This window comes from Streptococcus sp. GMD1S (genome assembly GCF_000296875.1).
In the GTDB taxonomy this organism is placed as follows: domain Bacteria; phylum Bacillota; class Bacilli; order Lactobacillales; family Streptococcaceae; genus Streptococcus.
The window spans coordinates 1-13,856 of the sequence record NZ_AJQY01000324.1; the positions used below are offsets into that span (position 1 = coordinate 1).

Here is a 13,856-nt window from a genome sequence, read left to right on the forward strand (position 1 = left end):
GCAACTAGCTTAACTCTTTTTATTTTACACTCAGAAAGGAAATACTTATGATTCCAGAAACACTTGTCATGCTACCAGAATTTATCGGTACTGCTTACTACGAAAAATTGGGAAATGCCCCACGCTATGTCTTCGGAAAAGAAGGCAAATATCAACGCCACGTGCTAAACAATGAACAACACGGAGCCTTCCACGTGATTACACCAGCTTCTGCTACTGTCTTTCCAGAAGATGCTCTAGTTGAAGTGGTCAATCCAATTTTCCTTGCAGACACTTCCCTAAACGGAAATTCCGTTGCCCCAGCGCTCAATGTATTTGCTGAAAAATTGGTTTTGAAAAAATAAAAAAGAATAGGAGAAAACATACATGGCTAAAATTGGATTAAACTACGGAGAAAAACTTCAAATTGCAGACAAAACCTATCGGGTAATCTCAGAAGGTCTAAATATCCCTCAAGTCTTTGGAAAACTTACCTTCCGAGGTATTGAAGGAACAGATACCATCTATGAAATTGACCGTTCCCAACGCAATCCTGACGGCTCCTACGTTCAGGTTAATACGGGGGAAATTCGGGGTGTTGTGGTAGGAATTCATTCTTCAGTCCAACACGAAACCCTCTTTTTCACTATTGCCGATATGGCGGAGTCTGAAATCGAAGACTTGGGACTCAAATACCGTGAGGAAGTGGAGCTAGAAGACATCGTCGTAACCCATACTCACGTTAACCGCAACGATATCTACAAGCTCTTTGCTTCTAAGATTAAGAAAAAAGGGGCAAGTCCTAAAGACTCTAAACCCGTAGAAAACAAGAAAGAAAACTAGGAGGTGACATATGAAACTCTTTACCTACCGTGGACAAAGAGTTCAAGTCTATCATCGACATATCAAGGCAATCACTTGGTTTATCTTGTGGTCGCCTTTTTTATTTGCCTTAGCTTACTACGGCTATCAACATCACTTGGAACTACAAGCCCAACCCTTTCCCAAAACCTACTACTTAGTTGCCTTTGCCTTACTATCCGCTCTTATCTCTCAAATCCTGAATTGGATTTGCTACGAGAAACTACTCGCTTTTCAAAAACTCAATAACTTGCGAATTCTCTCTCGTTTTCTCTTAGAAAACAACCTCTATCTAGTCAAGAAAGTCAAACGAGAGAAAAGGACGATAGAGAAAATCAGGCTTCCTCAAGTCTATCTTAAACAATCTCGTTATAGTTTGGAAGTCAGTTTTATCTTAGAAGGCAATAAGTTTCAAGATCGATTTCTCAATCTTGGGGCAACACTTGAAGTCATGTTTAATGGTGACTTTCGAAATAAAACCTTTGATAAACGTTTTATTAAGTACGATATCGCCATCAATCGTATTGATAGCCGTATTGGGATCGACCAAGTAGTGGTTGACGGGTCAAAACTCCAACTTATGAAAGATGTTGTTTGGGACTTCATCGAAGAACCACACTTACTGATTGGTGGAGGGACAGGAGGAGGGAAGACGATTCTTCTCATGTCAATCATCTATGCTCTTGCTAAGATTGGTTTCATAGATATTTGCGATCCGAAAAATTCTGACCTATCTGGTTTGAAAAAAATTCCTGTCTTTCATGGTCGAGTCTTTACCAGTAAGGAAGATATTATCCAGTGCTTTAGGGAAAACGTGGAGTTCATGGAAAAACGCTATGAACTCATGTCTACCTCTCCCAAGTTTCAAGCTGGGAAGAATTTCACTTATTACGGGATGAAGCCTAAATTCATTCTGGTAGATGAATGGGCAGCACTTATCGCTAAAATCGAACGTGATTATAGCCTACAAGCAGAAGTCACCGAATACCTTACTCAACTAGTCCTAGAAGGCCGTCAAGCTGGGGTTTATGTGATTTTTGCCATGCAACGTCCTGATGGGGAGTTTGTCAAAACTGCTCTTCGGGATAACTTTATGAAGCGCCTCTCAGTCGGTCATTTAGAATCAACAGGCTATGACATGATGTTTGGTGATGCCAATAAAACCAAAGAGTTTAAAAAACTGGATAAAATTAATGGTATTAAGATAAAGGGGCGGGGCTATATCGCAAACAACGGAGACTTGGCTGGTGAATTTTTCTCTCCTTATGTACCATTGGACCGGGGCTTTTCTTTCTATGAAGCCTACTCGCAAATTCCCATTTTAGAATTTGAAGGAGAAGAGTTTTCTGTCTTTAAAGACTATAACTCACTAGTCCCAACAAAAGAACTAATAGAGGAGGTAGAACAGGTAGAAAACCATGTCAACCAACGACCTCTAAAAGATTTTGCGGAAGAGCAGGAACTAAAAGTCGCAACGCTTCGAAAGATTATCTATCTCTTAGAAGAACAAGGAATAGATTTTGGCCGTTCTGACTCGGCTATTTTGGTGACTCCTCTTCAAGAAGAACTCCTTCTTGAAACTCTTCTCTGCTTTGAAGAGGGCGGACGAAGATCTTATGCCAAAGCCGTTCAGATGGTGCTTAGTCATCAGGAACTAGGACAAGGACAAGGGCAAGCCTGACGGCAAGTCAGGCGCAGACCGTAGCCCGAAGTTCCTAGTTTCTGATGATGAAACCCCCGATTTCTAATAGGGGGGTTACATTTGGCAAAATGGCAAAGTCCAACCCTCCTCATTCCTTGTAAGAGTTGGGATTGCGAATTTTAGAAAGTGTGTCACTTTGGCAAAAAAAGTGTGTCACTCATAAAAAAGGAGGTGTCCCCATGAATGGATAAAATCAGCCCATTCAATCTTAAGAAATTTCGTCAAGAAACAGGCATGAGCCAAAAACAATTTGCAGAAGCGGTTGACCTACCTACTAGAACCTATCGCTCCTACGAAGCTGGCGAAAGAGGATTGAGCATTGAAAAGTTCCGTGACCTAAAAGCCAAACTAGGCTTTCATAGAGATCATGAAAAGCAAAGTTTGCGTGCTCGGATTGACTACTTGCGAATCTCTTTTCCTGCTCTACGTGACTTAGAGTCTTTCTGTAAAAACTTTCTCTTCTGTCATCTGAGCGAATTTAGCGCTCAGGAGACACGGCTCATGAACTACACCCATCTTTGGCAACGAGGCAATATCTGGATTTTTGATTTCTTTGATAAAGCAGAAACCAAAGATTACCAATCCTGTCTTCAACTATCAGGGCAAGGGTGCCGTGAGTTGGAAGTACTCCTAGAATACAGGGGAATCACTTGGCAGGCCTTCCTTCAGAATCTCTTCTATGCTTATGAGGATTGCCGAATTAAGAGGTTAGATATTGCTCTAGATGAGCTCTATAAGGGCTTCGGAAAAGAAGATCAACAGATTCATCTACCTAAGTTGATTGAGAAGCTCTACGCAAAGGAAATTGTCCTCAACACCTTTCGGAAATGGAATGTAACAGGGGGCGGTTCTTTTATTGACAATGAGGATATGGAAGCTAATCATGGTTTGTCCCTCTACTTTGGATCAAGGCAAAGCCAACTCTACTTTAACTTTTACGAGAAACGCTATGAACTCGCCCGTCAAGAAAATATCTCCTTGGAAGAATCCTTGGAGATTTTTGGTATTTGGAATCGCTACGAACTTCGCTTTTCAGACCAAAAAGCACAAGGAGCTATCGAGGAATATATCAACGGTGTAGACCTTGGGGAAATCGCCCGTGGGGTTATCAATAATGAAATGCAAGTCTATGATGGAATCAATCAATTTGGAGCTTATAAGCCTGACCAGAAATGGCAACAACTTTTTGGTGGGGTAGAACCCTTGAAACTCTCAACCAGTCCCCAACCCTACTCTATTGAACGAACCATCCGCTGGCTGACCTATCAAGTAGCGAACTCTCTTGCTTTAGTTTCAGAAGCTGATCGTATCATGCAGACCGAATATATGAAGATGATACAAAATAGCGGGGAAATTACAGATCGTGGGAAGGCAATGTTAAAACTACTCAAAGCTAGTAAACATTATGAACATTAGAAAGGAAAACAACCAATGGAATACAAAGTTGAGATTAATTCACTAGAAAACTTTAAAGCTTGGTCAGGCGGATTAACAACTCTAAACACTGTTCGTGAACGTGGAGGATTGGATACCCTCACCATTATTTGTGAAGATATCTTCTGTGGGGATATCCCAACGGAAACTCAAATCAATGATTGGCTATGGTTTGATTCTGATTTTATCTTCCAAGCACTTGGCTATGATGATCTTCTAGAGGCTTCTTAAATTGCTTAAGAAAATCTATCAAGCAGACTTCTTTCTCTTACCTGAAAAAGAGTTTTGGCATTTCTACATTCTTTTAAGAAAAGGAAAGGAGTTCTACTATGAATGTGCTGGAAGATGCACCGAAAAGGAACCAAATTCTAAAGGCCTCTATAGCTACGAACATGCTTGCTTCACCTTAGAGGGACAAGTTCTTTCTCTCAATCAAAAGATGCGTCCCTCACTGATTGCTTACATCCAACAAACCATCAAGCAAAATCAAGAACAATTTAGAAAGGAACTCGAAATGGCAACAAAAACAACCTTCACCCGACAAGTAGAACAAGTCGCTAATGAATTAGGCGAATGTCTCAAAAAGAAAGATTATAAAGAATCTTGGACAAAAGCAGGTGAATTAAATAGCTTGCTGAAAAAAGAAGAAGCAAAGACTTTAGCTCCCCAATTACTGGAACAACTCCAATACGAGCTAAAAGGCTATTACTTTATCAATTCAGAAATGGAAAAACTTAATAAACGATTCTATGCAAAAGGAACCAAACTTATTGAGTTAGCCCAAGTGTAACAGGAGGAACTATGGACAATTTAAAATCCTATCTCTCAAAGGTGAGGCAATTTCTAGAACAATTTAAAAAGGTTGAACAGAAAAAGAAACCTCCAAAACTTAAAACCCTCACCAAAAAACATGTTAATCTTGCTGTAGTTGGCGGAACTTGCTGCCTTCTCTTTATTGGACTCATGGGTTCCATTCGAGCTATCACTCTATCCAATCAGGTTTCAAGTCTAAAAACAAGCATTGAAAACTTTGAAAAGGAAAAAGCAGACTCCCCTTCAACTACTAGGCAATATGACTACCGTCTACAATACTATCTAAACGATTTTGTTTATGCTTACTTTACCCTCTCACAAGAAAATAATAAGCAAACCGAACAAATTAATCATCTGAATTCCTTTTATGGTGCCCTTCCTGACACCAAGTCACAAGGGCAAGTCCGAAACCCTAGCGAGGTGATTTATTCGCAACTCATCACTGTAACAGATAAAGTGGCAACCTACCGTGTCAAATACAAGGAATGGATCAAAAAGGACAACAACACCGAGAAAAAGGAAATCACAACAGGATTTAATATTCCTTTTGAAGAAGTTAATGGTAAATATCGTATCGCTGGTCTACCTTGGTTCTCAAGTCTTGACTCCTCACAAGCAATTCCATCTTCAAAAAACGAGCAATTGACCCTGTCAGCAACTGATCGTCTATCGGAGGATGAACACAAGAAAGTAGATAAGTTTTTAACTGTCTTTTTCACCAACTACACTACAAATCAAGACAATCTGAATTTGATTGCTAAAGATATTTCTGTAGTCGCAAATACTACCTTTAAAAGTATTGACTACACCTATCTAAAAGAAGATGGAGAAAAGCTCATCGCAACTGTTCAAGTTACTTTTGAAGTAGGGGCTTCAACTCATTCAGAGAATTTCACTCTCACTCTTACTCAAAATAACGGGACATACTTTGTAGATGAGTTAGCCCACACCATCCCTATTAACTACGCAAAACAAGAAAAATAAAGGAGAACAACATGAACACAGAAAATCTACGAGCCTTCCTACAAGGAGATGCTGTTTGGGTACTAGGAGCAATTGCAGTCCTACTTGCAGTTAAAGCTTGGCGCAATAGCTCTTGGATCCAGCTTTTTTCAGTAGTTTGTTTTTATGCTGTCATTGTCTCACTCACAAAAGGACAAGACATTCTAAAAGCTTTTGGCTGGTTCCTTCGTCTCTTTGGGATTGAAACAGGACTCTAACTATGAAAGATGAAAAACTGTATGATTACGCCAAGGGGCTTAACGCCCCTTATTGGATTCAAGAGATAAAAACTAAAAAAGGCACTCGCATTTGGTACTTTGCTACTCCCATGCAACTGTCTTTTTTTATAGTCTTTATTATTGTCTTGGTGGCTATGCTCTTAGCCGGTGGTTTTATCCTTGTTCCTCTAGCTAAAGCCACCCACTCGATTTCATTAATTCTCTACTGGTTTATCCCTTATAAGCTAGCAAAATTTTATACAGAATACGAACCACATGGAAAGAAAATGCATCTTTTTCTAGCAGATTACCTAATCTACTGTTGGGATTTTAAACTCAATAAAAAAGCAATCTACCATGAAGATCGTATTGAACCGGTTGAAGAAATCGTCTTTGAGAAAACAAACCTTTAGAAGGGAGGAACTATGTCTCTAACACTAACTTATCCCATTCTACAAACTCATGACAATCTTGTCTTGAAACGGGATCGGTCAGTAATGGCCTACTACCGTATTCCGAATACCCCAATTACCATAACGGATGACGGACGGAAAAATAAGCACAAATTAACCGTTGCACAAATGATGAAGAAACTTCTAAAAAATCAATATTTTGAGGTTTCCCTCATTCCTAAGGATTATCTTCTAGAGGAAAAATTAAAGGACTTCTCAGAAGCGCTAGCGGATGATAGTAGAGAGCTCGGTGAAGAACTCCTCCTCTACACCGTTGACCATTTAACAAATGAAATGGAAATCCCTTATCAATTTGATTGGGTTATTGGAGTTAACCTAAGAAAACAAAATCATGGGCAAACAATCAAAGAATTAGCCCTTGAAAGCCTAACTGATTTTTCCGAAAAAATCGCTCAGGGGTTTGGCTACGAATATGAACTCGCTGAAAACTGGTATGAGGACTACTGTGCAGATGAGTTTACCATTTACCAAGCCCTCGCTCCCTTACGAGCAAAAGCCTTATCGGATGAGGAATTGTTCTACTACCAACGGATGCAATATCTCCGCTATATTCCCCACTACAAAAAGGAAGTCCTCGCCAATCGTTCCCAATTTAACATCACGGATACTCTAATCAAAGTTACCAAGGGTGGCTTTTTAAAACTAGAAAGTCCTTATGGTTCTTCTTTTGTTACCATTCTTCCTGTTGGAAAATTTCCTATTCAGTTTAACGGCTTTCATCTAGGAGAATTTGTCCAACGGCTTAACTTCCCAGTTGAATTGCGTATTAAGGCAGAATTTATTGATAACAATAAAATCAAAGGGAAAATGGGACGATCCAATACCCGCTATCGCAATATTATGGAAGAGGCAGAAAATACTGATACTGTCCAACAAGATGAAATCATCATGGGGTCACTTTCTCTAAAAGACTTAATGAAGAAGGTAGGAAATAAGGAAAATATCATCGAATATGGAGCTTATCTTATTGTATCTGCCTCCAGTATTGAACAACTACGACAACGTAGACAAGTAGTTCTCAATTACTTTGATGATATGGGCGTTGAAATCAGTGAAGCTAGCCAAGATGCACCCTACCTTTTTCAAGCCCTCCTCTATGGTCAGCATCTTCAAAAGAAAACGAGAACTTGGACTCATATGGTAACTCCTCGTGGTTTCTCAGAACTGATGCCCTTTACCAATAGCTCTTCAGGAAATCGGATTGGCTGGTATATCGGACGAGTAGACAACTGGACAGGGCGTTGGGATTCGATTGAAAAAGCTATCGAATCCTCCAAAAACATTGTTCTATATAATGCCACTGTCGGAAACAAAGAAGATATCGCTGGTAAAATCACTAAAAACCCACACATCATTATCACAGGTGCTACTGGACAAGGAAAATCCTTTTTGGCTCAGATTATTTTCTTGAGCGTTGCCCTGCAAAATGTCAAAACCCTCTACATTGACCCGAAACGAGAACTCAGAAATCACTACCAACAAGTGATTCACTCGCCTGAATTTGCTAGGCTCTACCCTGAACGTAAGAAACAGATTGAAGCATTTAACTTTGTCACTCTTGATAGCTCGCTACCATCTAACCACGGGGTTTTGGATCCCATCGTTGTTCTTGAGAAAGAACAGGCAGTCGAAGTCGCAAAAAATATGTTGGAATTTCTCCTGCAAGCTGTAGATGATGTTACCATGGATCAAAAGACAGCCATTACAGAGGCTATAAACATCATTGCAGAGAAAAGAGAGCAAGGTCAAGCTGTTGGATTTAAACAGGTCTTAGAACACCTGAAAATGGACGAGAAGGATGATATTGCTTCTGTGGGACGTTATCTAACTTCTATTGTCACGAATTCCATCTTGGAACTTGCCTTTTCAGATGGAACCACTCAAGGACTCAACTACGATTCCCGAGTCACCATTCTAGAAGTTAACAACCTTAAACTACCTAAAGATAATTCCACAAAGATTTCCGACCACGAAAGAAATTCTATTGCTCTCATGTTTGCGCTTGGTGCCTTTTGTACCCATTTTGGAGAGCGCAATGAAAATGAGGATACCATCGAATTTTTCGATGAAGCATGGATTCTGATGAAATCCGCAGAAGGAAAAGCCGTTATAAAAAACATGAGACGTATTGGGCGTTCAAAAAACAATACCCTTGCACTCATTACTCAATCTGTACATGATGCTGAAAATGACGATGACACGACGGGCTTTGGAACCATATTTGCTTTTTACGAAAAGTCAGAAAGAGAAGATATTCTTCATCACGTCAACCTAGAAGTCAACGAACAAAACCTAGAATGGATTGATAATATGATTTCAGGGCAATGTCTCTACTATGACGTCTATGGCAACCTGAACATGGTTTCTGTTCACAATCTTTTTGAAGATATTGACATGCTACTAAAACCTATGAAAGCAACAGTTTCTTCAAGTCTTGAAAATAAATACGCTAGTTAGGAGGTGAAACCATGCAAGAAGCTTTTGAGAAATTAAAAGGCGTTGATATTTTTTCGCTCAAGTCCTATATGGAGCCAACTGGGTTCGGTTCCTTTAACGGTGCATGGGTAATGATTAATGAAATCTTCGTCAATTTTTTCTTTTTCCTGCTCAATGCCATTGTCGGTTTCTTCTCTCTTCTCATTCGTATCTTAGAACAAGTGGATCTCTACTCCGCCTACAAGACCTATGTCTTTAACGGTGCAAGTTCTATCTGGGAGGGATTCACGACTTCAACCACTAACGGAGTTGGAAAAGATTCCCTCATTTCAATGTCCTTACTTATTCTTGGGATTTATCTATTTTATCAATACTTCTTTTCTAAAGGGAGTTTCTCAAGAACGGTACTTCATGTCTGTTTAGTAATTCTCTTAGGATTTAGCTACTTTGGAACAATCGCAGGAACTTCAGGCGGACTTTATCTGCTTGATACCATCCACAATGTTTCAAAAGATGTCTCCTCAAAAATTTCCAAAATTGAAGTCAACTATGATAAAAATAAGTCAATCAAAATTGGCGATTCAATGGCTGATAGCTATATTGCTGAAACTTCCTATAAAGCCTATATCTTTGTAAACACTGGTCAAGAAAACGGCAAATACAGGAATAGTCAAGATGGAAAAGAAGAGGAATTTGATAATAGTAAAGTATTAGGTACTTCTGATTCAAACGGAAACTTTACAGCAGTAAAAGCGAAAGAGCGCTCTGACTATCTAGATAAAATCGGAAATGGTGCTAATGAAGATGGCGAAAAGAACCGCTGGGTTTCTGCGATGCCTGACTTCATCTTTATTCGTATGTTTTATATCATCTTTAAAATTGTAGAAGCCATTGTTTTAGCTATCCCAGTTATATTGATTCAAATTCTAAATATCCTTGCTCAAGTTCTAGTTCTCATGATGATTTTATTATTCCCAATTGCTCTTCTTGTTTCCTTTATTCCTCGGATGCAGGATTTGATTTTTGGGGTTCTTAAAGTCATGTTTTCGGGCTTAGCTTTTCCAGCAATTACTAGCCTCTTAACACTATTCATCTTTTACATTGAACAATTAGTTGAAAACTTGGTAACGTCTGGCTTCGATGATATTTTGAAGACTCTCCCTTCTCTCCTACTTTTTGGACTCGTCTTTAAACTCTTAGTTTCTGTTGCTTCTAAAGCCATGATTTTTTTCCTCCTTTGGAAATACAAGGCAGAAATTATTCAGTTTGTTCTTGGTTCTAAAGCTCGTATGGTAGCAAATGATATCGGAAACAAGGTCACAGAAACGGTTAGCCAAACAAAGGAATTAGCTTCACAAGTACCAACTAAGGCTCTTTCATCTGCTCAAGGACTAGGTAATTTTGTCCTTTCTAGTGCTGGATACGGAGTTGGGGCAGTCATGAATGCAAGGAGCCAATTCCAACAAGTTGGGTCATTCTTTACTAGCAAGCAACCAGATGAGGAAGAGCATTTACCACCCATAGAAACAGAGCAAGTACAAGAAGATGGGGCTAAATTATATCCTAGGGTTCAGCATAGCACGAAACAACAAGGAAAAACACTTTCGTCTAACTTTGCACCAATTTCGCAACCAAACAATGAAAAAGTCACCCCAGAAGAAGAATTTGAAACTCTCAAGGAAGAATGGATTTCTCCTATCAAGCAATACCGTATCAATCGTATAGAGGCAAAACTAGAAGATTACAAAGATCCTCAATCCATGTTTAAAGCGCAAGGTTCAAACGCCTTTACCCGTGCATACAGAAAAACTATGACAAGGGATGATAAAATCAAGGCTAATATTGAACGCAGAAACAGACTAACCGAGAGACTAAACCAATTACGAGGAGAAGCAAATGAACACAAAAATTCGTTCTAAAACCTCATTCCCAAGAGTTCTAGAAGATACACTCTATCAAGCCTATCAAGAAGGAAAACGCTCAGTCGATTTCCTTCTTTTATTTCCAGTAAAGGATACTGAAAGAGAAATGATTATCTCCCAAGTAAAAGCACATACAATTGTCTTAGATGCCAAATGGCGTTTTGGAACAGTACTCTTTACTGCCTATATTCGTTATTAAGAAGAGGAGGGTTTATGAAAAAAATCAAATGGTTTCTCATCCTTGGTCTCCTCCCTCTACTCATGCCGATTCTTGTTATTCTCATTCTTGCCTCTGCCATGGCTGGGGGATCCATTGGTGGAAATTCCAACATTCAAAATGGAGTTACCTATTCTGAACACTGGTCAGACGGGGACGCCTACACACATAATCTATTAGTTCATCGTTACGGAATCAAGGCTTCGCAATTAGATGGATTCCTAAAAACTCTAGGAATCAACTATGATTCAAGTCGCATCAATGGGACAAAATTGCTAGAGTGGGAAGCCAAGTCAAATCTAGATGTTCGAGCGATACTTGCGATCGCATTGAATGAAAGTTCACTAGGAACTGCTGGGGTTGCGACAAATCCAGGAGCCAATATGTTTGGATATGGAGCTTTTGACTCCAATCCTGAAAATGCCAATAACTTCAATGATGAGGTTGCCGTAGTCGCTCTTACCCAACAAACTATCATTGGCAATAAAAATCAAACCTTCAAAATCCAAGACGACAAGGCAAAGAAGTTAGCTTCTGGCACTTTGAATACTGCCGTTGATGGAGGGGTCTACTTTACAGATACTTCTGGTTCAGGAAAAAGAAGAGCTGAAACCATGCAAAAACTGGATACTTACATTGATGAAAACGGAGGAACCCCAGAAGCACCTAAACAAACTACAGGTAAAACAAGAGACGGTGGCGGTGTTACTTCAAGCGATGTTCCTGAAGGATATAGTCTTACCCAAGCTATTGATACTACTAACTATATTGCAAGCTCTTATCCATGGGGGCAATGTACTTGGTTTGTCTATAACCGTGGAAAAGAAGTTGGTGTCAGCTTTGACCCTTATATGGGGAATGGTAATCAATGGATGGAAAAACCAGGTTATACAACTACAAATACACCAACCGAACACTCTGCCTTATCCTTCTCATCGAGTCAAGCTGGCGCTGACCCAATATATGGACACGTAGCCTTTGTGGAACAAGTAAAATCAGACGGTTCCATTTTAATCTCTGAAAGTAACTATAAGGGGCTTGGGATTATATCTTATAGAACTTTTGATGCAGAGACAGCAAAACAGTTTACTTATGTAATTGGAAAATAGAAAGGAGAAAATATGTTAGTACAACTACCCGAAGAACAAACTCAAGAAATTCAGCAAATGATTGCAACACTAATCAAAGATGAAATCCATCACTTTAAAGAGGATATTGGAGTAGACAGCCCCTTCTTGAATAAAAAGCAGACTTGCAATTATTTAGGAATATCTAATAATACCTTAGATATTTGGATCGCAATGGGGCTACCCTATATTCGAATTGGAAAGTCTATTCGTTTCAACAAGGATAGTATAAATCAATGGATGACACGATTAGAAATCAGCGCATAAGGAGAAAAAATGGGTATTTCTAAAACAAATAATGGATCATATAGACTTAGGGTGTATATACCTGATGAAGTCCAGGGAAAACTGGGGTTAGGAAGACGATATGAGAAACGGTTTAAAACCCGAAGAGAAGCTAAAGAAGCTGAAATAAAGTTAACTATTGATATTGAGAATGCTAGATTGGGTAGAGTCCCTGTTAATTCAAATAACAAAGGTAATATCTTATTCAAAGACTTTTATAAAGATATTTGGCTGGAACCATACAAAGCAGGTCAAACTACCACTACACTAAAACCTCCTACTAAGGCAACAGTATTTCAAACAGAAAATATATTTAGGCTTCATATCATTCCAATTTTAGGTAATTACTCAATAGAACATTTGATTAATAATAAACAACTTGTACTATCACTACTTACTCCAAAGGCAAATAGTTATGCTAATTTCAAGGTAATTAGGAGCTATGTAAATTCTGTTTTCGATTGGGCTGAGGAGCTTGAATATATTCCATCAAATAAACTCCGAAAAACAATTAGTAGAATTAAAGCAAATAAAAAAATTCTCCTTAAAGAGAGTAAACGTGAAGAAGATCTTTCTCTCGATAAAGAGGAGCTAAAATTATGGTTACAAGCTTTTGACACTGATTTAAAGGAAGGAATCATTGACCTAAAAGACTACACTCTCTTTTATACTACCTTCTTTTTATCTGACCGAAAATCAGAAAGTTATGCTTTGCAATGGAAACACATCAATTTTTCAACCGGAGAAATACTTATAGAACAAGCTTTAGATCGTTTTGGTAATGTAAAATCAACTAAAGGAAACAAAAAAACTCTTTTTAAAGCACCAACGGAATTAATGGAGCTTCTAGCAAATTGGAAAGTTAAACAACAAGAAGAACTCAAACTTTTTGGACTGAGGCAAACACAAAAACAGTTTGTTTTTACATATAATAATCGGACTAATAACATTAATCTTCCCCTCCATGTCGACTATCTGAACTATAGAATGAAATCAGTTAGACATAGACATCCCGAATTAGCTCCTGCATCTCCTCATAAATTGAGACACACAGGTGCCACTCTAGCAAAATTAGCTGGAGTTTCGCTTGAGGAAATTTCTGAAGCGCTAACCCATAGTGACAAGGAAATTACAAAGACCTACGTCAACACTAAAGATAAAGTTAATCAGACCGTAGGTGATATTGCATTTCGTAGCTTAAAAAATTGATGGGGTGAATATGGGGTGAATTTTGGGGTGAACTTTAGATTTTTGAAACAAAAAAGACATCCAAGAGAAAATTCTTGAATGTCTGTAAACGTTGATATAATCGTATTGATTAACGTTTTGAGAATTGTGATGCTTTACGAGCTTTCTTAAGACCTGGTTTCTTACGTTCAACTTTACG

At 38.8% G+C, this 13,856-nt stretch carries 16 protein-coding genes; 15 read left to right on the forward strand and 1 reads right to left on the reverse strand.

Going from position 1 to position 13,856, the window contains the following annotated elements; translation table 11 throughout:
* The first annotated feature begins 47 nt into the window (after positions 1-47).
* From GMD1S_RS09380 to GMD1S_RS12450, 15 genes are all read left to right on the forward strand, one after another.
* Positions 48-344 carry a hypothetical protein gene (locus tag GMD1S_RS09380; protein WP_000611955.1) on the forward strand — a complete coding sequence of 99 codons (297 nt, stop codon included), beginning with the start codon at positions 48-50 and terminating at the stop codon, positions 342-344.
* A 22-nt stretch (positions 345-366) separates the two neighbouring features.
* Positions 367-822 (forward strand): hypothetical protein, encoded by a 456-nt coding sequence (locus tag GMD1S_RS09385; RefSeq protein WP_001062571.1) that lies wholly within the window; start codon positions 367-369, stop codon positions 820-822.
* Positions 823-832: 10 nt separating this feature from the next.
* On the forward strand, positions 833-2,521 hold the full coding sequence (locus tag GMD1S_RS09390) for an FtsK/SpoIIIE domain-containing protein (RefSeq protein ID WP_000765654.1): 1,689 nt from the start codon (positions 833-835) through the stop codon (positions 2,519-2,521).
* Between the two features lie 204 nt (positions 2,522-2,725).
* Positions 2,726-3,958 (forward strand): replication initiation factor domain-containing protein, encoded by a 1,233-nt coding sequence (locus GMD1S_RS09395; protein ID WP_000357954.1) that lies wholly within the window; start codon positions 2,726-2,728, stop codon positions 3,956-3,958.
* Positions 3,959-3,973: 15 nt separating this feature from the next.
* A complete protein-coding gene (locus GMD1S_RS09400; RefSeq protein ID WP_000456036.1) occupies positions 3,974-4,207 on the forward strand; it encodes a hypothetical protein in 234 nt (77 codons plus the stop codon).
* A gap of 1 nt (position 4,208) precedes the next feature.
* Positions 4,209-4,766, forward strand: a complete 558-nt coding sequence (locus GMD1S_RS09405) for a hypothetical protein (RefSeq protein WP_000914000.1) — start codon at positions 4,209-4,211, stop codon at positions 4,764-4,766.
* An 11-nt stretch (positions 4,767-4,777) separates the two neighbouring features.
* Complete coding sequence (locus GMD1S_RS09410; protein WP_000369354.1) at positions 4,778-5,773, forward strand: conjugal transfer protein; 996 nt, start codon at positions 4,778-4,780, stop codon at positions 5,771-5,773.
* A gap of 11 nt (positions 5,774-5,784) precedes the next feature.
* Complete coding sequence (locus GMD1S_RS09415; protein ID WP_001091060.1) at positions 5,785-6,009, forward strand: TcpD family membrane protein; 225 nt, start codon at positions 5,785-5,787, stop codon at positions 6,007-6,009.
* Positions 6,010-6,011: 2 nt separating this feature from the next.
* Positions 6,012-6,422 (forward strand): conjugal transfer protein, encoded by a 411-nt coding sequence (locus GMD1S_RS09420; protein WP_000650966.1) that lies wholly within the window; start codon positions 6,012-6,014, stop codon positions 6,420-6,422.
* Positions 6,423-6,434: 12 nt separating this feature from the next.
* Positions 6,435-8,939, forward strand: a complete 2,505-nt coding sequence (locus GMD1S_RS09425) for an ATP-binding protein (RefSeq protein WP_000059963.1) — start codon at positions 6,435-6,437, stop codon at positions 8,937-8,939.
* An 11-nt stretch (positions 8,940-8,950) separates the two neighbouring features.
* The gene (locus tag GMD1S_RS09430; protein WP_001154553.1) at positions 8,951-10,837 is read left to right on the forward strand and encodes a hypothetical protein; all 1,887 of its coding nucleotides are present in this window, start codon (positions 8,951-8,953) and stop codon (positions 10,835-10,837) included.
* A complete protein-coding gene (locus tag GMD1S_RS09435; protein WP_001092959.1) occupies positions 10,815-11,039 on the forward strand; it encodes a hypothetical protein in 225 nt (74 codons plus the stop codon). Before GMD1S_RS09430 ends, GMD1S_RS09435 begins: the two co-directional genes overlap by 23 nt.
* A gap of 14 nt (positions 11,040-11,053) precedes the next feature.
* A complete protein-coding gene (locus GMD1S_RS09440; RefSeq protein WP_000721540.1) occupies positions 11,054-12,166 on the forward strand; it encodes a CHAP domain-containing protein in 1,113 nt (370 codons plus the stop codon).
* Positions 12,167-12,178: 12 nt separating this feature from the next.
* Complete coding sequence (locus tag GMD1S_RS09445) at positions 12,179-12,451, forward strand: helix-turn-helix domain-containing protein (protein WP_000960974.1); 273 nt, start codon at positions 12,179-12,181, stop codon at positions 12,449-12,451.
* A 9-nt stretch (positions 12,452-12,460) separates the two neighbouring features.
* The gene (locus tag GMD1S_RS12450; protein ID WP_000512969.1) at positions 12,461-13,678 is read left to right on the forward strand and encodes a tyrosine-type recombinase/integrase; all 1,218 of its coding nucleotides are present in this window, start codon (positions 12,461-12,463) and stop codon (positions 13,676-13,678) included.
* Positions 13,679-13,787: 109 nt separating this feature from the next.
* Here the strand turns inward: GMD1S_RS12450 and rpsI are convergent.
* Positions 13,788-13,856, reverse strand: a 69-nt coding sequence (gene rpsI, locus GMD1S_RS11965) for a 30S ribosomal protein S9 (protein ID WP_008282489.1), incomplete at its 5' end; no start/stop codon positions are given.